At 60.1% G+C, this 20127-nt stretch carries 22 protein-coding genes, 1 tRNA gene and 1 pseudogene; 11 read left to right on the plus strand and 13 right to left on the minus strand.

Annotated elements, in window-relative coordinates:
• The first annotated feature begins 15 nt into the window (after positions 1 to 15).
• Genes argJ through B9Z51_RS05520 form a run of 3 tightly spaced genes read left to right on the plus strand, consistent with a single transcriptional unit; the run spans position 16 to position 2593 of the window.
• Positions 16 to 1245, plus strand: a complete 1230-nt coding sequence (gene argJ / locus B9Z51_RS05510) for a bifunctional glutamate N-acetyltransferase/amino-acid acetyltransferase ArgJ (RefSeq protein ID WP_108372465.1) — start codon at positions 16 to 18, stop codon at positions 1243 to 1245.
• Positions 1242 to 2126, plus strand: a complete 885-nt coding sequence (locus B9Z51_RS05515; RefSeq protein WP_108372467.1) for an ATP-binding protein — start codon at positions 1242 to 1244, stop codon at positions 2124 to 2126. Before argJ ends, B9Z51_RS05515 begins: the two co-directional genes overlap by 4 nt.
• Positions 2123 to 2593, plus strand: coding sequence for an NUDIX domain-containing protein (locus B9Z51_RS05520; RefSeq protein WP_108372469.1), 471 nt, complete (start codon positions 2123 to 2125; stop codon positions 2591 to 2593). Before B9Z51_RS05515 ends, B9Z51_RS05520 begins: the two co-directional genes overlap by 4 nt.
• A 19-nt stretch (positions 2594 to 2612) precedes the next feature.
• On the opposite strand, the gene B9Z51_RS05525 is transcribed toward B9Z51_RS05520, so the two are convergent.
• The 7 genes and pseudogenes from B9Z51_RS05525 to B9Z51_RS05555 form a co-directional block, all read right to left on the minus strand.
• Positions 2613 to 2828, minus strand: coding sequence for a DNA gyrase inhibitor YacG (locus B9Z51_RS05525; RefSeq protein ID WP_108372471.1), 216 nt, complete (start codon positions 2826 to 2828; stop codon positions 2613 to 2615).
• The gene (gene zapD / locus B9Z51_RS05530) at positions 2825 to 3580 is read right to left on the minus strand and encodes a cell division protein ZapD (protein WP_108372473.1); all 756 of its coding nucleotides are present in this window, start codon (positions 3578 to 3580) and stop codon (positions 2825 to 2827) included. Before zapD ends, B9Z51_RS05525 begins: the two co-directional genes overlap by 4 nt.
• 24 nt (positions 3581 to 3604) lie before the next feature.
• Positions 3605 to 4222, minus strand: a complete 618-nt coding sequence (coaE, locus tag B9Z51_RS05535) for a dephospho-CoA kinase (RefSeq protein WP_108372475.1) — start codon at positions 4220 to 4222, stop codon at positions 3605 to 3607.
• A complete protein-coding gene (locus B9Z51_RS05540; protein WP_108372476.1) occupies positions 4219 to 5052 on the minus strand; it encodes an A24 family peptidase in 834 nt (277 codons plus the stop codon). Before B9Z51_RS05540 ends, coaE begins: the two co-directional genes overlap by 4 nt.
• A 1-nt stretch (position 5053) precedes the next feature.
• Positions 5054 to 6268, minus strand: coding sequence for a type II secretion system F family protein (locus B9Z51_RS05545; protein ID WP_108372478.1), 1215 nt, complete (start codon positions 6266 to 6268; stop codon positions 5054 to 5056).
• Positions 6265 to 7443: pseudogene (locus tag B9Z51_RS05550) on the minus strand (GspE/PulE family protein); the annotation flags it as partial. The gene B9Z51_RS05545 and the pseudogene B9Z51_RS05550, both read right to left, overlap by 4 nt.
• A 177-nt stretch (positions 7444 to 7620) precedes the next feature.
• A tRNA-Pro gene (locus tag B9Z51_RS05555) sits at positions 7621 to 7697 on the minus strand.
• A 155-nt stretch (positions 7698 to 7852) separates the two neighbouring features.
• Here B9Z51_RS05555 and B9Z51_RS05560 point away from each other — a divergent pair.
• Entirely contained in the window at positions 7853 to 8359 is a 507-nt protein-coding gene (locus B9Z51_RS05560; protein ID WP_233254830.1) for a hypothetical protein, read from the plus strand.
• Positions 8360 to 8509: 150 nt separating this feature from the next.
• On the opposite strand, the gene B9Z51_RS05565 is transcribed toward B9Z51_RS05560, so the two are convergent.
• Complete coding sequence (locus B9Z51_RS05565) at positions 8510 to 9439, minus strand: polyprenyl synthetase family protein (RefSeq protein ID WP_108372780.1); 930 nt, start codon at positions 9437 to 9439, stop codon at positions 8510 to 8512.
• A 259-nt stretch (positions 9440 to 9698) separates the two neighbouring features.
• Between B9Z51_RS05565 and rplU the strand changes: the two genes are divergently transcribed.
• The 4 genes from rplU to proB all read left to right on the plus strand — a co-directional run bounded on the left by rplU (position 9699) and on the right by proB (position 12672).
• On the plus strand, positions 9699 to 10010 hold the full coding sequence (gene rplU / locus B9Z51_RS05570) for a 50S ribosomal protein L21 (protein WP_019426390.1): 312 nt from the start codon (positions 9699 to 9701) through the stop codon (positions 10008 to 10010).
• 12 nt (positions 10011 to 10022) lie between these two features.
• Positions 10023 to 10283 carry a 50S ribosomal protein L27 gene (gene rpmA / locus B9Z51_RS05575; RefSeq protein ID WP_019426391.1) on the plus strand — a complete coding sequence of 87 codons (261 nt, stop codon included), beginning with the start codon at positions 10023 to 10025 and terminating at the stop codon, positions 10281 to 10283.
• Positions 10284 to 10386: 103 nt separating this feature from the next.
• Positions 10387 to 11487 carry an Obg family GTPase CgtA gene (gene cgtA / locus B9Z51_RS05580; RefSeq protein ID WP_108372483.1) on the plus strand — a complete coding sequence of 367 codons (1101 nt, stop codon included), beginning with the start codon at positions 10387 to 10389 and terminating at the stop codon, positions 11485 to 11487.
• 48 nt (positions 11488 to 11535) lie between these two features.
• Positions 11536 to 12672: a glutamate 5-kinase gene (proB, locus tag B9Z51_RS05585; RefSeq protein WP_108372485.1), complete on the plus strand. Its 1137-nt coding sequence runs from the start codon at positions 11536 to 11538 to the stop codon at positions 12670 to 12672.
• A gap of 192 nt (positions 12673 to 12864) precedes the next feature.
• On the opposite strand, the gene B9Z51_RS05590 is transcribed toward proB, so the two are convergent.
• Positions 12865 to 13482 carry an RNA pyrophosphohydrolase gene (locus tag B9Z51_RS05590; RefSeq protein ID WP_108372487.1) on the minus strand — a complete coding sequence of 206 codons (618 nt, stop codon included), beginning with the start codon at positions 13480 to 13482 and terminating at the stop codon, positions 12865 to 12867.
• A 99-nt stretch (positions 13483 to 13581) separates the two neighbouring features.
• Here B9Z51_RS05590 and B9Z51_RS05595 point away from each other — a divergent pair, with 99 nt between their 5' ends.
• Both B9Z51_RS05595 and B9Z51_RS05600 read left to right on the plus strand, forming a co-directional pair.
• Complete coding sequence (locus tag B9Z51_RS05595) at positions 13582 to 15327, plus strand: proline--tRNA ligase (RefSeq protein ID WP_108372489.1); 1746 nt, start codon at positions 13582 to 13584, stop codon at positions 15325 to 15327.
• Positions 15328 to 15359: 32 nt separating this feature from the next.
• Positions 15360 to 15965 carry a lytic transglycosylase domain-containing protein gene (locus B9Z51_RS05600; RefSeq protein ID WP_108372490.1) on the plus strand — a complete coding sequence of 202 codons (606 nt, stop codon included), beginning with the start codon at positions 15360 to 15362 and terminating at the stop codon, positions 15963 to 15965.
• 53 nt (positions 15966 to 16018) lie between these two features.
• Here the strand turns inward: B9Z51_RS05600 and grxD are convergent, their stop codons facing one another.
• Positions 16019 to 16342: a Grx4 family monothiol glutaredoxin gene (gene grxD / locus B9Z51_RS05605; protein ID WP_108372492.1), complete on the minus strand. Its 324-nt coding sequence runs from the start codon at positions 16340 to 16342 to the stop codon at positions 16019 to 16021.
• Positions 16343 to 16528: 186 nt separating this feature from the next.
• Between grxD and B9Z51_RS05610 the strand changes: the two genes are divergently transcribed.
• Positions 16529 to 16921, plus strand: coding sequence for a VOC family protein (locus tag B9Z51_RS05610; protein ID WP_108372782.1), 393 nt, complete (start codon positions 16529 to 16531; stop codon positions 16919 to 16921).
• A gap of 17 nt (positions 16922 to 16938) precedes the next feature.
• Here B9Z51_RS05610 and B9Z51_RS05615 read toward each other — a convergent pair whose 3' ends face one another.
• The 3 genes from B9Z51_RS05615 to prfA all read right to left on the minus strand — a co-directional run bounded on the left by B9Z51_RS05615 (position 16939) and on the right by prfA (position 20065).
• The gene (locus tag B9Z51_RS05615; RefSeq protein ID WP_233254831.1) at positions 16939 to 17916 is read right to left on the minus strand and encodes a tripartite tricarboxylate transporter substrate-binding protein; all 978 of its coding nucleotides are present in this window, start codon (positions 17914 to 17916) and stop codon (positions 16939 to 16941) included.
• Between the two features lie 197 nt (positions 17917 to 18113).
• A complete protein-coding gene (prmC, locus tag B9Z51_RS05620) occupies positions 18114 to 18977 on the minus strand; it encodes a peptide chain release factor N(5)-glutamine methyltransferase (RefSeq protein WP_108372496.1) in 864 nt (287 codons plus the stop codon).
• Positions 18977 to 20065: a peptide chain release factor 1 gene (gene prfA / locus B9Z51_RS05625; RefSeq protein WP_108372497.1), complete on the minus strand. Its 1089-nt coding sequence runs from the start codon at positions 20063 to 20065 to the stop codon at positions 18977 to 18979. Before prfA ends, prmC begins: the two co-directional genes overlap by 1 nt.
• Positions 20066 to 20127: the final 62 nt, after the last annotated feature.

Here is a 20127-nt window from a genome sequence, read left to right on the forward strand (position 1 = left end):
TACTGAAGGATCGACATGCCCGTGAATTTGCCCCCTCTGGACCCCGCTCAACTGAGCCCGATTGCCGGTGTTCGCATTGGCATTGCCGAAGCCGGTGTGCGCAAAGCGAATCGCAAGGACTTGACTGTTTTCCTGCTCGATGATGGCGCCAGCGTGGCCGGGGTGTTCACCAGCAACCGTTTTTGTGCAGCCCCAGTGCAGGTGTGCCGTGAACACCTGAGCGCGGGCAGTGCGGTGCGAGCGTTGGTGATCAATACCGGCAATGCCAATGCTGGCACGGGTGCGCCGGGTTTGGCCCATTCACGTCAAACCTGCGAGGCGCTGGCGGCATTGCTGAAGTGCCAGGCCAGTCAGATCTTGCCGTTTTCTACCGGCGTGATCATGGAGCCCCTGCCTGTGGACCGCATTGTGGCGAGCTTGCCCGCTGCTTTGGCCAACGCGCAGTCAGCGCATTGGGCACAAGCCGCCGAAGGCATCATGACCACCGACACTCAGCCCAAGGCGGCCAGTGTGCAGGTTCAGGTGGGTGGCAAAACCGTGAGCATCACCGGCATCAGCAAAGGCGCGGGCATGATTCGGCCCAATATGGCCACCATGCTGGGATTCGTGGCCACCGATGCCTGCATTGATCCCGCTTTGTTACCAGCCCTGGTCAAGCACCTGGCCGATGGGTCCTTCAACCGCATCACCATCGATGGCGACACATCGACCAACGATTCGTTCATGCTGATCGCCACGCACCAGGCGGATCATGACCCCATCACATCACTGGACAGTGTGGAGGGCCAGGCACTGGCAAGCGGGCTGCTGCAAGTGGCCCGACAACTGGCGCATGCCATCGTGCGCGATGGCGAAGGCGCCACCAAATTCATCACCGTTCAGGTCGACGGTGGCCGCACGGGCGAAGAGTGCCGTCAGGTGGCTTATGCCATTGCCCATTCGCCCTTGGTGAAAACGGCTTTCTTTGCCAGCGACCCGAATCTGGGCCGCATTCTGGCGGCAGTGGGCTATGCCGGCATCACCGACCTGGACCAGGGACTGATCGAATTGCATCTGGACGATGTGCATGTGGTCTCGAAAGGCGGACGCCGCGCTGAATACCGTGAAGAAGACGGCCAACGTGTCATGAAGCAAGCTGAAATCACGGTGCGTGTGGGTTTGGGGCGTGGCACGGCCAGTGACACGGTGTGGACATGCGATTTGAGCCACGAATATGTCACCATCAACGCGGACTACCGATCATGAGCAGCACACTGGAACAACTGCTGGCCCAGGTCAGCCAACTCGTGACCCGGATCGAAGCGGTTTTGCCTCAACCCCTTTCTGAACCCGACTGGACGCAGGCCATTGCCTGGCGCTACCGCAAACGGTCTTCCGGGCACGGTGTGCTGGAGCCGGTTCGTCATGTCGCGGCCATGACGCTGGATGACCTCAAGGAAATCGAGGATCAGAAAGAGAAGCTGCAACGCAACACCGAGCAGTTTGTGAACGGGCGTCCCGCCAACAACGTCCTGCTGACCGGAGCCCGTGGCACCGGCAAGTCGTCGCTCATCAAGGCCTGCCTGAACACCTATGCCCCACAAGGCCTGCGCCTGATTGAGGTGGACAAGGAAGACCTGACGGATCTGCCTGACATCATTGAAGTGGTGGCTGGTCGGTCCGAGAAATTCATTGTGTATTGCGATGACCTGAGTTTTGAAGACGGTGAGCCGGGTTACAAGGCGCTCAAGTCAATTCTGGACGGCTCAGTGGCTGCGGCCACGCCCAATGTGCTGGTGTATGCCACCAGCAACCGCCGCCATTTGTTGCCCGAGTACATGCATGAAAACCTGACCTACACCCACACCGATGACGGTGAAGTGCATCCGGGTGAAGTGGTGGAAGAAAAAATCTCGCTGTCGGAGCGTTTTGGCTTGTGGATCAGCTTTTATCCGTTCTCGCAAGACGAGTACCTGACCATTGTGGCGCAGTGGCTGGGTGCCCTGGGCGCCACGCCAGCACAGATTGAAGCCGCACGGCCTGATGCCCTGCTCTGGGCGCTGGAGCGCGGGGGCTCACGCAGTGGTCGCATTGCCTACCAGTTCGCCCGAGACATGATGGGCCGTCAGCCCGGTATTGCGGCATGACCGATTTGCTGGTCGCGCATGGAGATCGTCAGCGCGAAGGCGGCCCGGGCCGTCCGGTCGTGGATGTGGCTGTGGGCGTGCTCTTGCAGGCCGACGGGCAGTTTTTACTGACATCCCGACCTGATGGCAAAGTCTATGCCGGGTATTGGGAGTTTCCGGGTGGCAAGCTCGAAGCCGGTGAAACGGTCGAGCAGGCCTTGCGCCGAGAGTTGCAGGAAGAGTTGGGCATCACCATTGGCGAAGCCGCAGTCTGGAAAACCCAGATGGTGGATTACCCCCATGCCCTGGTTCGACTTCATTTTTGCAAGGTGTGGCAGTGGCAGGGTGATTTGCAGATGCGTGAAGGCCAGTCACATGCCTGGCAGGCCTTGCCTGTGCAAGTGGTGCCTGTGTTGCCGGGAACGGTTCCGGTATTGACCTGGCTGGCCCAAGAGCGCCAGTTTGACCGAGCCACCCACAAGGACTGAATGCCCTGCCCGAAGGCATTCACTGCAGCCGGGGGTCTCCAAAACTGTCGTCTGGCGGTGTGTCGTCCGGTAACTTGAACTCTTCGCTGGCCCAGGCGCCTAAATCCACACCCTTGCAACGGGCGCTGCAAAAGGGACGATAAGGATTGGCGCTGCTGTAGAGGCTGATGCCACCGCAAGCGGGGCAGCGGACTTTGCGCGGTGTAATTGGGGTGGGCTGATTCAAATCGCTCATGCGCACAAGGACATCTCAAAAGGCACATCTTCCGAGCAGGACAGCAAATGCCCATCACGCTCTTGCCGCATCATGCGGATCACGACCAGCAAGCGGTTACAGCTGATTTCAGGCGTGATGCCCATGGACGGATCGATTTTTAGCCGCAGCAATTGGAAGGTCCGGCCTTGGGGCAGCGTCTGTTGCAGCATACCGGAGGGGGCGATCACTTTTTGTGTGGTGCCTGATTCGCGCAGCATTTTCAGCAGCAGTTGCACGGATTGCGCCAATGGTGCAAAAGGCGCCACCCATTGGTTCAAATCGGCCATGCGCTCTGAAGCCTCGTGGTGTTGCCAAGCATGGTAAGCGGGCAAGTCAAATTCGCAGGTGCCGCCCGGAATCACGGCGCGGCTGCGCAGTGCCATCAGGAAATCATTGTCGTGCAGACTTTGGCCGATTTTTCCAGTCAATTGATTGAGCACATCGAAGTATTCATCGAGCTGGCCAATCAGACCATTGAGGGCTTTTTCAGAGATGGCAGGGTTGCCTCGGTAGCCGTTGTACAGCTGTTTTTGACGCTCCAGGTCCTTCAGCACATCAGACTTGAGCTCTGCGCGCGAAGCCACCTCCATGATTTCAAACAAGGTGGTCAGGGCAAAGTGATGATCCACCGCTTCAGGGCGGGCCATCAATTGCCCCAGGCGGGTAAAGAGTTGTTGCAGACGCAAATAGGTGCGGATGCGTTCGTTAAAGGGGTATTCGTACAGTATCACGCGGCATCTTCCAGATGCCGCCAATCATAGCCCGAAGTCAGCGGCCACTTGAGTGATCTGGGCCTCTAATTCGATCAAGGTCAAAGACTGGTTGAAGATCACCACATCGGCACAGGCCAGGCGTTGCTCTCGGCGGGCTTGCTGGGCGATGATGCGGTCTACCTCTTCAGCGGGAAGGCCGCTGCGGGCCATGACCCGCTGCCGTTGGGTGTCGGTGTCGCAATCGACCACCAGCACCTGGTTCAACTGGCGGCGCCAGCGTTCTCCGGACTCCACCAACAGTGGCACATCAAACACCAGACAGCGGCTGCCGTTTTGCAGTGCAGCCTGGACTTGCTCGGTCGTGATGCGACTGACCAGGGGGTGGATGATGGCCTCGAGTTGGCGTTTGGCGCTGGCGTCCCGAAAAATCCTTTCGCGCATGGCCTGACGATCCATGGCGCCATCCGGCCCGATCATGGCTGCGCCGAAAGCCCGTCCAATGGGTGCGATCGCCAGGCCACCAGGTGCAGTCACGCTGCGGGAGATGGCGTCGGCGTCCATCACAACGGCACCACGCGCCGCGAGCATGCCCGCCACGGTGCTCTTGCCGCTGCCGATGCCGCCTGTCAGGCCAAGGCGCCAGATACGTGGATTGTTCATGCCATCAAATAAGCAACAGAGGGCAGGGGGCCAAATACCATCACCCACAAGCCCGCCAAAGTCAAAAAAGGACCAAACGGAATATAGCCGTCTTCGGACAGGCGCTGCGAAGCGCGCATGGCCAAACCGACCAGGGCGCCGGAGACCGAGGCGATGAGCACCAGCGACACCAGCGCTGGCCAGCCCAACCAAGCCCCAAGGGCGGCCAGCAGTTTGAAGTCCCCCTGGCCCATGCCCTCTTTGCCCGTGACCAGCTTAAAGAGCCAATACACCGACCACAAAAACAGGTAGCCTGCTGTCGCGCCCCACAAGGCGTCTGTCAACGACGTGCCGCTGAGCCCCAGATTGGCGGCCAGCAAACCCGACCAGACCAGGGGTTGGGTGATGGCGTCGGGCAGCAAGGTGGTGTCCGCATCAATGGCCGCCAGTGCCACCAGTGCTGAAGCAAAGCCCGCCCAGGCACAGGCTTGAAAGCTCAAGCCATGTGTTGCGACGCTCCATGCAAACAGTGCGCTGGTGAACAACTCCACCGCCGGGTAGCGCCAGCCAATCGGGGCGTGACACTGACTGCAACGGCCTCGGAGAAAAAGATAGCTGAGGACGGGGATGTTCTCTTTCCACGACAAGGCGTGTGTGCAGTGCGGGCAGTGAGAACCGGGAAAGGCAATGTTGTAGCGGCTGCTGGGTTCTGGAGCGTCTTCCGCAGCGAGCTCGGCGTTCCACTGGGCTTCCAGCATGCGCGGTAGCCGGTGGATGACCACATTCAAAAAGCTGCCAATCGTCAGGCCCAACAGCGCTGCTAACACCCATCCCAAGTGGTGTGCGTCCATGTCAGAACACCTGACCCAGGCGAAAAATGGGCAAATACATGGCCACCAGAATGCCGCCGATCAGACCGCCCAGCACCACAATGATGAGGGGCTCCAGCAAACTCGACAGCCCGTTGACGCGGTCATCCAGTTCCGACTCCATCAGGCCACCGGCCCGCGCTAACAAATTTTCCATGGCCCCTGTCTCTTCTCCGGTTGCGCACAATTGCACGATCATGGGCTGAAAACGCCCCGTTTGCGCCATCGCCTCACTCAAGCCGCTGCCTTGTGCCACGCGGCGTTGCACTTGAAGCGTGGCGCGTTCAAAGACCGAATGATCGCATGCCTGCGCCACAGGCCCCAAGGCTTCAGCCAAAGGCACGCCAGCAGCCAGCAAGGCCGAGAGGGTTTGCGTCCAGCGCGCGACCACGGCACTGCGAATGAGTGAGCCCAGCAGTGGCCAGTGAAGCCACCAACGGTCCAGCCACAGCTTGAACTGTGTGGCCCGTACGGTGTGACGCTGCCAGAGCCAGCCGCCCAGCAGCAGGCCCGCTGCAACAAAGGGGCCTGAGGCGCTCAGCCCCTGACTCAGTGTCACCACCACTTGCGTGGGCCATGGCAGGTCCGCCCCAAAAGACTTGAAGACATCCTCAAAAACCGGCACCACAAACACCAGGATCAGCACCAAAACCGCCAAGGCCACCAGCAAAACAATGCAGGGGTACATCAAGGCCGACCGCACACGGGAGCGCACGGCTTCATTTTTTTCCAGCGTGCTGGCCAGGCGTTCCATCATGGTGTCCAGAATGCCCGCAGACTCACCGGCTTGCACCATGCTGATGTACAGCGCAGAAAAGTGTTGTGGATGACGTGCCAGCGCAGCATGCAAGGCCAAGCCGGAGGCCACATCGTTCTCGATGGTCTGGATCAATTCTTTCAGCAGCACCGAGGGCAAGCTCTGGATGAGCATGTGCAGCGCCTGCATCAGGGGCACGCCCGCACGCAGCAGTGCGGACAATTGCCGAGTCATTTGTGCCAGATCACGCATGCGCAGCTTGGGTGGGCGGTGCCACCACAAACGGTGCAATTGAACCTGTTCAATGCCTTGCCTGCGCAACTGGGCGCGTGCCAGATGGGCGTTGACCGCATGCACCTGCCCCTGCAAGGGATGGCCTTGTCGGTCTTGGCCTGTCCAGGCAAAAGTCGGCAGCTGGCGTGTGGGGGCCGCGCGGTTCATGTGCCGTCCCGTGTGGCGGCCAGCACTTCCTCCAGCGAGGTGATGCCCTGCAAAACCTTGCGCAATCCGGCCTGCCGCAATGTAGCCACCCCCTCGCGCTGCGCTTGCAAGCTCAATTCCTGGATGCCTGCATCGCGCAACACCAGGTTTTGCATCTCAGCACTGACCGGCATGACCTGAAAAATACCCGTGCGCCCTGCAAAACCCTTGTGGCACCGATCGCAACCCGTGGGACCATAGACCTCTACGCACTCGTCGCTCAGCAGGTCTTGCGGCAAGCCCGCTTTGACCAGCACGGCAGCCGCCAGCCGCAAGCTGTGCTTGCAATGCGGACAAAGGCAGCGCACCAGCCGCTGCGCGGTGATCAAAGTCACGCTGGCGGCAATGTTGTAAGACGCCGTGCCCATGTTGCGCAAACGCACCAAGGTGCTGGGCGCATCGTTGGTGTGCAGGGTGGACAGCACCAGATGGCCCGTCTGCGCAGCCTGGATGGCGATGTTGGCCGTTTCCAGATCACGCACTTCGCCCACCATGAGAATGTCCGGGTCTTGCCGCAAAAAAGCCCGCAAGGCCACGGCAAAGGTCAAACCCGGTTTGTCTTGCACATTGACCTGGTTGATGCCTTGCAGCTGGATTTCGCAAGGGTCTTCGACGGTGGCAATGTTCACCTCGGCCGTGTTCAGCAGGTTCAAACAGGCATAGAGCGATTGCGTCTTGCCCGAACCCGTAGGGCCGGTGACCAGCACCATGCCGTACGGGTGGCGAATGGCTTGGGTAAGCCGCTCCAGATCCGCCGTTTCATAGCCCAGACGGTTCAGGTCCAGCTGGGCTTGCGCAGAGTCCAGCACCCGGATCACCAGCTTCTCGCCAAACAGCGTGGGCAAGGTACTCACGCGCAAGTCCAGATCTCGGCCATCGGGCATGTGCAGCTTCATCCGCCCATCCTGCGGCAAACGCTTTTCAGCAATGTCGAGGCGAGAGAGCACTTTGATGCGGGAGGACAAACGGTCCTTGAGCACCAGAGGCGGTGTGGCCATTTCGCGCAATTCACCGTCAATGCGCATGCGCACCCGGTAGTGGTGCTCATACGGCTCAAAGTGCAGATCGGAAGCCTTCACGGTAACGGCTTGTTCCAGCAGTTGCTGCACGTAGTTGACCACCGGCGCATCTTCGATGGCCCCGATTTTCGATTTGTTGCCCAGACTGTCCTGCATGACGCCTCCTGATGGGTAATGAATACCTCTGTATTCGGATCATGGGGTTTGCAGGCGCGTTTGTAAATGGACTTTGACGATCAACCAGACAAGAAAAAGCCGCGGACTTTAGATGGGCAGTGGCTTTTGGCAATGATGTGGTCGGGGTGAGAGGATTCGAACCTCCGGCCTCTACGTCCCGAACGTAGCGCTCTACCAGGCTAAGCTACACCCCGCATTGAAGCGGTGAAAATTCTAGCAAAACGTCTGGCAGCCACTGAGACGCTCTCAGGTTTGAAAATTGTGTGGTTTCTATCGAATTTTTAATCTGAACTCATCAATGATTTTTTGATAAAAATGAAAATTCAAACAATCAACGGCGCATCAGTTGATGGGAAAAAAGCTCAAAAACACCGTGGAGTGTGTGGCGTGTGCAATAGCTGCGGGTCTGGCGAGCGCAGGTCAAACGTCGAGCGCAGATGCGACCCAGGACGAAGCGTATACGGCCAGGGTCTGGACCCTGGGAAATTCGTCTTGGATGCCCGATGCTGTGCGGGGCTTGCGCCATGTCAAGTCCACGCAGGCCTCAGAGGTGTCAGGCTACGATGTCTCGGCCCGCTTCAAGCTGTGTGGCACGTTGGCGTTTGACAGTGCGAGCGTGGTGTATTTGGATGGCAAGCGCAATTCGCATTTCAATGTGGGATTGGGCTACTCTGCGACGCATCAGACAGCGTTTGGCAGTGTAGGCGCCAGTGCGGAGTACTTGAAATTGGGGTTGGACTATGCGTTCAAACATGCAAAGTTCATGCCATTTGTCGAACTCAATACGCCGGAAAAGCCTGTGGAGGTGAAGTCAGAGCTTGCACCTGTGGTCCTGCCTGCGTTTGGACCGGTTTGAGTCGTTCAAGTTTTAACCCCTCCCACCAAAGCCGACTTGACGTCGGATTTTCTCGACGCTTGGTCTGACAGCGGGCTGGTCTGCTCGCAAGCGTTGAATGGGCTGGGTTGAAGTCTCTTAAATGCGCAAGTCTGGCTGAAACATACATGCTCAGGTTCTGCGGTTGAGCAGCTGCGAGGCCAGCACCACCATGGCCTGGCGGTAGGCGTTGTCTGGCAGTTGCATGGCGGCATGGATGGCGCGTTGTGCTTCTGCGGCAGCGGCATCTCGAGTCGCGTCCAGGGCGCCGGTTTCGCGCACGATGCGCACGATGTCGTCGAGCTGGTCGACGCTGCCGGTTTCAATGGCTTCACGCACCACTTGGCTTTGCGCCGAGGTGCCCCGTTGCATGGCCAAGATGAGTGGCAAAGTGGCTTTTCCTTCGCGCAGGTCATCGCCCAGATTCTTGCCCATTTCTGCGGCATTGCCGTCATAGTCGAGCACGTCGTCAATGACCTGAAAGGCCGTGCCAAGGGCTTGACCGTATTCGGCGCAGGCGGCTTCGATGTCTGCAGAACTTTGGGCCAGGATGGCGCCCAGCCGGGCGCTGGCTTCAAACAGCTTGGCTGTCTTGGAGCGGATCACACGCAGATAGCCTTCTTCGTCGAGTGAGGCATCGTGCATGTTCATGAGTTGCAATACTTCGCCTTCAGCGATCACATTGGTGGCGTCGGCCAAGGTTTGCATGACGCGCATGCTGCCTGCGTCCACCATCATCTGGAAGGCCCGCGAATAAAGGAAGTCGCCCACCAGCACGCTGGCCGGGTTGCCAAAGTTTTCATTGGCGGTGGGGCGTCCGCGCCGCAGGGTGGATTCGTCCACCACATCGTCGTGCAGCAATGTAGCCGTGTGGATGAATTCGACCACAGCAGCCAGGTTGTGACGCTGCGCCCCCGTGAAGCCCAAGGCGCCACAGCTGAGCAGCAACAGCACGGGGCGCAAGCGTTTGCCGCCTGCCGAGATGATGTAACGCGCCACATCGCCGACCAAAGGCACCCCGGAGTCCAGGCGTTGTGCAATGACGCGATCGACCTCGGCCATGTCGGGGGCCACCAGTGCAAGAACGGCGGCGGTGCTGTTTTCGGAGGCTGACAACTTGGAGGTTCCGGAAAAAATTTTTGCCAGCAGGAACTGGCAGGCAGGGGAGAAAACTCAGCGCATTATAGGGACTGCCCCTGTGCAAGCCGTGCCAAGATGGTGGCGCTGGATCGTGCGCGATTGTCGGGAGTGATATTGCGTGTTAGAATCTTTGGTTCCTTGGGGATTAGCCCTTGGAAACTTCCATTCAAAGAGGTCATTTATGTACGCGGTCATAAAAACCGGTGGCAAACAGTATCGTGTTGTCGCTGGCGAAAAAATTAAAGTAGAACAGATTGCTGCGGACGTTGGCCAGGAAATCGTGATTGATCAAGTTTTGGCCGTCGGTACCGGCGCTGAACTCAAGATCGGCACGCCCCTGGTGTCCGGCGCCACAGTCAAAGCCACAGTTTTGGCGCATGGCAAGCACGACAAAGTGCACATCTTCAAGATGCGCCGTCGCAAGCACTATCAGAAACGTCAGGGTCACCGCCAGCAGTTCACCGAATTGCAAATCGGCGCGATCTCTGCCTGAGGAGAATAGGTCATGGCACAGAAAAAAGGCGGCGGCTCTACGCGCAACGGTCGTGATTCCAAGCCAAAGATGCTGGGTGTCAAGGCTTTCGGTGGTGAACTGATCAGCGCTGGCTCGATCATTGTTCGTCAACGTGGTACCAAGTTCCATGCTGGCAGCAATGTCGGTATCGGCAAGGACCACACTCTGTTTGCCTTGGTTGACGGCCACGTGTCGTTCTCAACCAAAGGTGAGCTCAGCAAGCACATGGTCAACGTGACACCGGCTGTTTAAGCCTGTCTCGCCCATTGCGAAGAGGAGCCCCGCAAGCCGGGGCTTTTCGCATTTTGGCTCGCTGGTATTTTGATGGCGAGCCCCAAGCTACACTGGAAAACTCATGAAGTTCGTTGACGAAGCCTATATTGACATCTCCGCGGGTGACGGCGGGAACGGCTGCGTCTCGTTCCGTCATGAAAAGTACAAAGAATTCGGCGGTCCCAACGGGGGCGATGGCGGTCGCGGTGGGCATGTGTTCGCTTATGCAGACATCAACCTGAATACTTTGGTGGATTACCGCTATTCGCGACGCCATGAAGCCAAGCGCGGCCAGCACGGCATGGGCTCCGACATGTTCGGTGCGGCCGGTGACGATGTGACGCTGAAAATGCCGGTGGGCACGATCATCACCGACGCTGAAACCGGCGAAGTGCTGTACGAGTTGCTGGTGCCGGGCGAAACCATCATGATCGCCAAGGGCGGCGATGGCGGTTTTGGCAACATGCGCTTCAAAAGCGCCATCAACCGTGCCCCGCGTCAAAAAACACCGGGCTGGTTGGGTGAAAAGAAAGAACTCAAGCTTGAATTGAAGGTGCTGGCCGATGTGGGCCTGCTGGGCATGCCCAACGCCGGTAAATCCACTTTCATTGCGGCCGTCTCCAATGCTCGCCCCAAGATCGCTGACTACCCCTTCACCACTTTACACCCCAACTTGGGCGTGGTCCGTGTGGGCCCCGAGCAAAGCTTTGTGGTGGCCGATGTGCCAGGTCTGATCGAAGGTGCATCTGAGGGGGCAGGCCTCGGTCACTTGTTCCTGCGCCACTTGCAGCGCACCCGCTTGTTGCTGCATGTGGTGGACTTTGCGCCTTTTGATGAAAACGTGGACCCTGTAGCACAGGCCAAGGCCATCGTGGCTGAGCTCAAAAAATACGATCCGGGCCTGTACAACAAGCCGCGCTGGCTGGTGCTCAACAAGCTGGACATGGTGCCTGTGGAAGAGCGCGAAGCCCGTGTGAAGGACTTCATCAAGCGAATGCGTTACAAAGGCCCGGTGTTTGAAATTTCGGCTTTGACCCGCGAGGGCTGTGAGCCCTTGATCAAAGAGATCTACAAGCACATCAAGGCTCAGCAAATCGTGGAGCAGGGACCGATTGACATTGATCCCCGCTTCAAGGAACAAGAGCCTGAGCAAGATGATCCACGCTTCAAAAAGCCTGACTAGTCGCCGGTATAACCCAGGTCCCCCGTTCGGGCCGCAGCATCCTTGAGCATGACCACTCCTGCCCTTTCTTCTGTTTTGCGTGACGCACGTCGCATCGTGGTCAAAGTCGGCTCCAGCCTGGTGACCAATGAGGGTCGCGGTCTGGATGAGGCGGCGATTGGTGAATGGTGCCGTCAGATGGCTTTGCTGGTCGGGCAGGGCAAAGAAGTGATCATGGTCTCCAGCGGTGCGATTGCTGAGGGCATGAAACGCCTCGGCTGGACGACCCGCCCGAGCGAAGTGCCCGCCTTGCAAGCCGCGGCCGCCGTCGGCCAAATGGGCTTGGCGCAAATGTACGAAACCAAACTGCGTGAAAACGGCATGGGCAGCGCCCAGGTGCTGCTCACGCACGCGGACCTGGCCGACCGTGAGCGTTACCTCAACGCCCGTTCGACCTTGCTCACTTTGTTGCAACACCACGTGTTGCCAGTCATCAACGAAAACGACACGGTGGTCAACGACGAGATCAAGTTTGGCGACAACGACACCCTGGGTGCCTTGGTGGCCAATTTGGTGGAAGCCGATGTGCTGGTTATCCTGACCGACCAAAAAGGTCTGTACACCGCCGATCCGCGCAAAGACCCTGCGGCCCAATTTGTGCACGAAGCCCGTGCAGGTGATCTGGCGCTGGAAGCCATGGCCGGTGGCGCGGGATCGAGCATCGGCAAGGGCGGCATGATCACCAAAATCCTGGCGGCCAAGCGCGCAGCGGGTTCCGGTGCATCCACCGTGATTGCCTGGGGGCGTGAGCCCGATGCGCTGCTGCGCCTGGCGCAAGGCGAAATCATTGGTACCTTGCTGGTGGCCCAAACGGCCAAGCAGCAAGCGCGCAAGCAATGGATGGCCGATCACCTGCAATTGCGTGGCTCGGTCACGGTCGATGCCGGTGCGGCCCACAAGGTGCTGACCGAAGGCAAGAGCCTGTTGCCCATCGGCATGAGCAGCGTATCCGGGGAGTTTTCCCGCGGCGATGTGATCGCCATACGCGATGTGCAAGGGATGGAAATCGCTCGCGGCTTGGCCAACTACGCCAGCGCCGAAGCCCGCTTGCTGTGCCGCAAGCCTTCACACGACCACGAGGCTTTGCTGGGGTACACGGCCGAGCCCGAGATGGTGCACCGGGACAACATGATCTTGTCGCACTGAAAGCGCGGCCGGGCGCTCTGGCATAGACACAGCTCAGACATGTCGGGCTCTTCGAGCGCCGATCTAAGGAGCGCAGTGCTGCTGTAGTTCGGTACTCGAAGGGTCCGACGTTGACTATTGACCCATAAAGCCTGAAAAGTCCTGCTGCTACGTGTGCAGGCTTAGTCGGCCTGCCCATGAAGCAAGCTGCGTTCAACCTTGCGGATTGGGATCGAAACTTGCCCCCGGCGGCAACTCCATGTGCAGTGGCGCTTGCATGTCGTGGGATGGGGGCTCTTGTTCAAACCCATCACGACCGCCCCGAGGCACACCCCGTAAATAGCGGTTGTGTCTTTCTTGGCGGGGCAGAAAACGTGCCAGCTCGGTCAGCGCCATTTCATACACACCACGCTTGAACTCCACCACCACGTCGAGCGGTACCCAGTAGTCGTTCCAACGCCATGCGTCGAACTCCGGATGATCGGTGGCGCGCAAGTTCAGGTGGTGGTCGTGCGTAACCAATTGCAGCAGATACCAGATCTGTTTCTGGCCTTTGTAAAAGCCGCGAGCATCCCTGCGGATGAAGCGGTCTGGCACTTCATAGCGCAACCAGTCACGGGTTCGGGCCACGATACGCACATGCTCCGGGTGGAGCCCCACTTCTTCATGCAGTTCTCTGAACATCGCCTGTTCTGGACTCTCGCCCCGATCGATGCCGCCTTGTGGAAACTGCCAGCTGTGGGTTCTGATGCGCTTGCCCCAGAAAACCTGATTTCTCTGGTTGAGCAGAATGATGCCGACGTTCGGCCTAAAGCCTTCACGGTCAAGCATAATCAACCCCAAATTTTTAAATTGTGTCCATTATGCACGCCGCATTGGCGCTCGCTCTTGGATGTTTCCCTGATTCCCCTGTTTTGTTAGCGTGCCGCGATGAAAGCTTCCCGATTCCTCATTTCCACTCTCAAAGAAGCGCCCGCAGACGCTGAGGTCGTCAGTCACAAGCTCATGACCCGTGCCGGCATGATCAAGAAACTCGGCGCTGGCATCTACAACTACATGCCCATGGGCTTGCGGGTGATCCGCAAAGTCGAGGCCATCGTTCGCGAAGAGATGAACCGCGCAGGCGCCATCGAGATGACCATGCCCGTGGTGCAGCCTGCTGAACTCTGGCAAGAGACGGGCCGCTTTGACAAGATGGGCCCAGAATTGCTGCGCATCAAGGATCGCCATGGCCGCGATTTCGTGATCCAGCCGACCAGTGAAGAAGTGGTGACCGACGTGGTGCGCCAGGAAGTGCGCAGCTACAAACAGCTGCCGAAGAACTTCTACCAAATCCAGACCAAGTTCCGCGACGAGCGCCGTCCGCGCTTTGGCCTGATGCGTGGCCGCGAGTTCATCATGAAAGACGCCTACAGCTTTGACCGTGACATGGTCAGCGCCAAGGCCAGCTACCAGGTGATGGCCGCCGCTTATCGCCGCATCTTTGACCGCTTTGGCTTGACCTACCGCGCCGTGGCTGCCGATAGCGGGGCCATTGGGGGCGATTTGAGTGAAGAGTTCCAGGTGATCGCAGCCACCGGTGAAGACGCCATCGTCTATTGCCCCACCAGCAGCTACGCCGCCAACATGGAAAAGGCCGAGGCCCTGGCACCCAGTCAGCCGCGCGGTGCGGCCACGCAAGTGCTGACCAAGACGGCGACACCCGGCAAGAGCACCTGCGAAGACGTGGCTGCCTTGTTGAATGTGCCGCTGACCACCACCGTCAAGTCGCTGGTGCTGGCGACTGACACGCTCAATGAACAGGGCGAAATCGTGAAATCGCAAGTCTGGCTCTTGCTGCTGCGCGGCGACCACGACATGAACGAGGTCAAGGTCGGCAAACTGCCCGGCATGGAAGGCGGTTTCCGCTTTGCCACGCTGAGCGAAATCGAAGATCACTTCGGCTGCAAGCCCGGCTACCTCGGCCCCTTGAACCTGAAAAAGCCCGTGCACCTGGTGGCCGACCGCGACGTGGCTGTGATGGCCGACTGGATCTGCGGCGCCAACGAAGAAGACTTCCACATCACCGGCGTCAACTGGGGCCGTGACCTGCCCGAACCTGCCCTGGTGGCCGACATCCGCAACGTGGTCGCTGGCGACAAGTCGCCCGACGGCCAGGGCGAGCTGGCCATCGAGCGCGGCATCGAAGTCGGCCATGTGTTCTATTTGGGCACCAAATATTCCAAGGCCATGAACGCCACTTTCCTGGGCGAAGACGGCAAGCCCCAATTTTTGGAAATGGGCTGCTACGGCATCGGCGTCACGCGCCTGCCCGCCGCCGCCATTGAGCAAAACCACGACGAGCGCGGCATCATCTGGCCGGACGCGATTGCGCCATTTACCGTGGTGGTCTGCCCCATTGGCATGGACCGGAGTGAAGCCGTCAAGGCGGAAGCCGAGCGGATCTACGCCGCTTTCCTGGCCGATGGTATTGATGTGATCCTGGACGACCGTGGCGAGCGCCCCGGCGCCATGTTTGCCGACTGGGAGCTGATCGGTGTGCCGCACCGCATCACCATCGGCGACAAGGGCCTCAAAGACGGCTTGGTCGAATACCAGCACCGCCGCGATGCCGAGTCCAGCAAAGTCGCTGTGGCCGACATCGTGGCCCACCTCAAGGCACGCCTGGCGGGCTGAAGCCTGTACAAAGGCTGCTGAGGATTCGCCCGATGCGCCGTGCATTTTTGGCTCAAGTCCTGCTGGGGCTGTGGCCTTCGGGTTTTGTTTGGGCGGGCTCTCAAATTGAAGAGCCGCTATCTCATTCGGTGCGCTCGGCCTTGAGCGCCGCCATATCGGCCGCTGCTCCGCCTGAACCGCTTTTAAGCACGCCCCAGGAGCAGCAGGCCTACTCCCAATGGCAGGCGGCCAGTCAGCAGCGGATTGCGCGCTACAAACACCATCCCACCGAGCGAGTCGAGTTTTTGCAAACCCTTTGGTACGAGGCCCGCCGTGCCGGCCTGCCTTTGTCACTGATTCTGGGGGTGGTGCAGGTTGAAAGCGCGTTCCGCAAATATGCGGTCTCCAGCGCCGGGGCCATGGGCTACATGCAAGTCATGCCATTTTGGGCGCGCACCATTGGAGATGGTGATGCGAGCAGACTGTTTCACATGCAAAGCAATCTGCGCTTTGGTTGTGTGATCTTGCGCCACTACCTGGATCGAGAGCGTGGTGACACTTTTATGGCACTGGGCCGCTACAACGGCAGCCGAGGGCAGGCGGCCTATCCGCAAGCCGTGCTGGCAGCGCAACGGCAGTGGCTGCATCCTGCGGACTGAAAACCACAGAGCCACCCGAAGGTGGCTCTGATGTGCGGGTGCACGCCAGTCGTTCAGGCCTGACCGTTGATCACCTGTTGCAACTCGCCCGATTCGTACATGTCCATCATGATGTCGGAGCCGCCAATGAACTCGCCCTTGACGTAAAGCTGGGGGATGGTGGGCCAGTTGCTGTATTCCTTGATGCCTTGACGGATTTCAGCGTCGTCCAGCACGTTCACGGTCTTGACGGTCTTGGTGTCCACGCCACAAGCCTTGAGGATCTGGATCGCGCGGCCGGAGAAGCCACACATGGGGAAGCTGGCGCTGCCCTTCATGAACAGGGTGATCTCATTGCCTTTGACGAGTTCGTCGATGCGTTGCTGGGTGTCGCTCATGGTCTTTACTCCAAATAGGGCCGATTTCGAATGGACTGAATTATCCCCCCGATTGAAAACCTGCAACGCTACAAGGGGTCAGCCCAGGCCTGAGTGGGTGGCAATCCGAAGGGCTTGGTCAGGGACAATCGGCCAAAATGTGCCTGCATGCTGAGAACCCATGAACGCAAGAATGGAGCCAATCCCATGATTGACCACCTCGACCACCTGGTGCTGACCACCTTCAACGAAGACGCCTGCGTCGACTTCTACACCCGTGTCATGGGCATGACGCGGGAGCGCTTTGTGGGTGGCACGCCGCCCGTGACGCGCCAAGCCTTCAAATTTGGCCACCAGAAAATCAATCTGCATGTGCGCGGCAAAGAGTTCGAGCCCAAGGCCCACTTGCCTGTGCCGGGGGCCCTGGACCTGTGTTTCATCGCCTCGGTACCGCTGGACGAGGTGATGGCCCGGCTGGCCGCGCAGAACTGGCCCATCGTCGAAGGACCGGTCATGCGCACAGGGGCTACCCAAAAAATCAGGTCGGTCTATGTGCGCGACCCTGACCTGAACCTGATCGAAATCTCCGAGCTGGCCTGAGCAGCAGGGCAGGGGTCTCAGTCGGCGTAGACACCGGCTGAGCGGATCACCGGGCCCCATTTGTTGATTTCAGACTGCAGCCAGGTCCGCAGGCCTTCGGGGGATTGCTTGGATTCCGGCACGATCTCGGCCCCCAGGTCGGCCATGCGGGCGGCAAAGGCGGGGTCTTTCAGGCTGGCGCGGATGGCCGAGCCCACCTTCTCGATCACGGCTGCGGGCGTGCCTTTGGGGGCATAGACGCCGTGCCAGACCAGGACTTCAAAGTCCTTCAAGCCGCTTTCGTTCAGAGTGGGTGCATCGGGCAGTGCGCGGATGCGCTGCTTGGTGGTCACGCCGTACATGCGCACCGTGCCCGCCTTGATGTGTTGCGTGGTTTGGGTGGTCTGGTCGCACAACAGGTCCACTTGCCCACCCAGCAGGGCGTTCATGGCAGGCGCCGTGCCCGAAAACGGCACCGTGGTCAGATCGACCCCCATCGCCTGCTGGAACAGCATGCCGCACAGGTGAGACACCGCGCCCAGGCCCGCGTTGGCCAGGTTGATGGTCTTGGCGTTGGCTTTGACGTAGCTGCTGAGCTCCTGCAGATTTTTGGCCGGCAGGTCCTTGCGGCCCAGCAGGGTCATGGGCACGTCCACCACCTGGCTGACGTACTCGAAGTCGGTCAGTGGGTTGAAGGCCATCTTGCGGTACAGCGCGGGTGCGGTCGACATGCCGTTGTGGTGGATCAGGAAGGTGTAGCCATCAGGGTTGGCCTTGGCCACGTAGGCGCCAGCCAGCGTGCCCCCGGCACCGACTTTGTTCTCGACCAGCACGGTCTGACCCAGTGATTTGCCCATGGTGGCGGCCAGCGTGCGCGCCACGATGTCGGTGGGGCCGCCTGCGGCAAAAGGCACCACCAGGGTGATGGGTTTGGCCGGGTAAGTCTGGGCGCAGACGATGCCGCTGAGCAGCAAACATGCAGCGCTCAGCAAAGTTTGGATGAGGGGTAGGGGCATGAGACGCATGGAGGTGCCTTTCAGTACAAAACGGACGAACCGAAAAGCATGCTGCGGCAAATGGGACTCTGGCGCAATGGGAAGAACACCCATAGACCAGTGCTTGCTGACGTATGTGTGGCGCGTTGTGCATGTCTGACTCTGCGAGTGTCGACCTACGGAGGAGGGGCGCAGCCAAGGCTTGGGGGCGCGGGTTTTCACCGGCCGGTGCCCAAAGCCTCCGACGTTGGCATGACCAGCCTTGCGCCTGTGCAGCGGTCCACCCCGGCCAGATCCTGGCGGGACTGCACCTCGGTGAATCCGGCTTCTTTGAGCAGGGCCTGCACGGCGGCGGCCTGGTCCCAGCCGTGCTCGAGCAGCAGCCAGCCACCCGGCGCGAGGCGGCTGGGGGCTTGGGCGATGATCTGGCGGATGTCATCCAGGCCATCAGCGCCGCTGGTCAGGGCTTGCAGGGGTTCGTGCGTCAGGGCGGCCAGGTGCGGGTCGCCATCGGCCACATAGGGCGGGTTGGAGACGATCAGCTCAAACGGACCGGGCACAGCGTCCATCCAGTGGCTCAGCACGCACTGCACGGGCAAATTCAGGCGCTGGGCGTTGGCGCTGGCCACGGCCAGGGCGTCGGCGCTGGCGTCCACCGCCGTCACCTGCGCGGCAGGGCGTTGATGCTGCAGGGCCAGTGCCACGGCGCCGCTGCCGGTGCCCAGGTCCAGCACGCGGGCTGGCTGCCCTTTAGGCAGCAGTTCCAGCGCCCATTCGACCAGGATTTCTGTGTCGGGACGCGGGTCCAGCACACGGGCGTCCACGTTCAAGGTCAGGCCAAAAAAGTCTTTGAGCCCGGTGATATATGCCACCGGCTCGCCCTGCAGGCGGCGTTGCAGGGCTTGGTCCCAGTTGTGTTGTTGCGCTTCGGTCAACATATCGGTGTCGTGGGTCAGCAGCCAGGCGCGGTCATGCAGCGGGCGCGCCAGAGCGCGCAGCAACAGCATCTGCGCGTCCACCCGCGCCAGGCCCTGGGTTTGAGCCTGGCGCAGGCATTGGGCCACGGTGTCAGTGGTGAGCATCAGGCAGCGGCCCCAATCTCCAGCGCTGCCAGTTGCTCTGCGGCTTCGTAGGCCTGCAATGCATCAACCACGTCTTTCAAATCGCCTTCCATGATGGTGAGCAGCTTGTACAGGGTCAGGTTGATGCGGTGGTCGGTCAGGCGGCCTTGCGGAAAGTTGTAGGTGCGGATGCGGTCAGAGCGGTCGCCGCTGCCGATCAGGCTCTTGCGCTCAGCCGCGTCTTTGGCGGCGCGCTCGGACCGGTCTTTTTCCTGGATGCGGGCCGTGAGCACTTTCAGGGCCTGCGCCTTGTTGCTGTGCTGGCTGCGGCCATCCTGGCATTCGGCCACGATGCCGGTGGGCAAATGGGTGATGCGCACGGCCGAATCGGTCTTGTTGATGTGCTGCCCGCCCGCACCGCTGGCGCGGTAGGTGTCAATGCGCAAATCCGACGGGTTGATCTTGATGGCCTCGGCTTCGTCGGGCTCGGCCAACACCGCCACGGTGCAGGCGCTGGTGTGGATGCGGCCTTGGGTTTCGGTGGCGGGCACGCGCTGCACGCGGTGGCCGCCCGACTCAAATTTGAGCGCGCCATAAACCTGGTCGCCCTCAATGCGCACCACCACTTCCTTGTAGCCACCCAACTCGCTGACCGATTCGGACACGATCTCGCACTTCCAGCCCTGGCTTTCGGCAAAGCGCGTGTACATGCGCAGCAAGTCGCCCGCAAACAGGGCCGACTCGTCGCCCCCGGTGCCAGCGCGGATTTCGACAAAGGCCGGGCGGGCATCGTCAGGGTCTTTGGGCAGCAGCATGCGCTGCAGTTCGGCTTCGAGGGTTTGCAGTTCGGTGCTGGCGCTGGCGATCTCTTCTTCGGCCATGTCGCGCAGGTCGGGGTCGTCCAGCATGGCTTGGGCGGCGGTCAGGTCAGCGTTGCGTTGCTGAAAGCGAGCAAAACGCGACGCCACCGCACTGACCTCGGCGTGTTCCCGCGACAGCTTCAGGAACTGGCTCATGTCGCCCATGATGTCTTCACGCGAGAGCAAAAAGTCCAGCTCGGTCAGCCTGAGGGCGTAGCGTTCGAGTTGTTGGATCAGAAAGGGTTTCATGGCACGGGATTCAGGGGTGGTCAGAGCTTCAGCTCCGACGATCAACGCGCGGGGGGCGCCAA

Source organism: Limnohabitans sp. T6-5, from assembly GCF_003063315.1.
Classification (GTDB): domain Bacteria; phylum Pseudomonadota; class Gammaproteobacteria; order Burkholderiales; family Burkholderiaceae_C; genus Limnohabitans_A.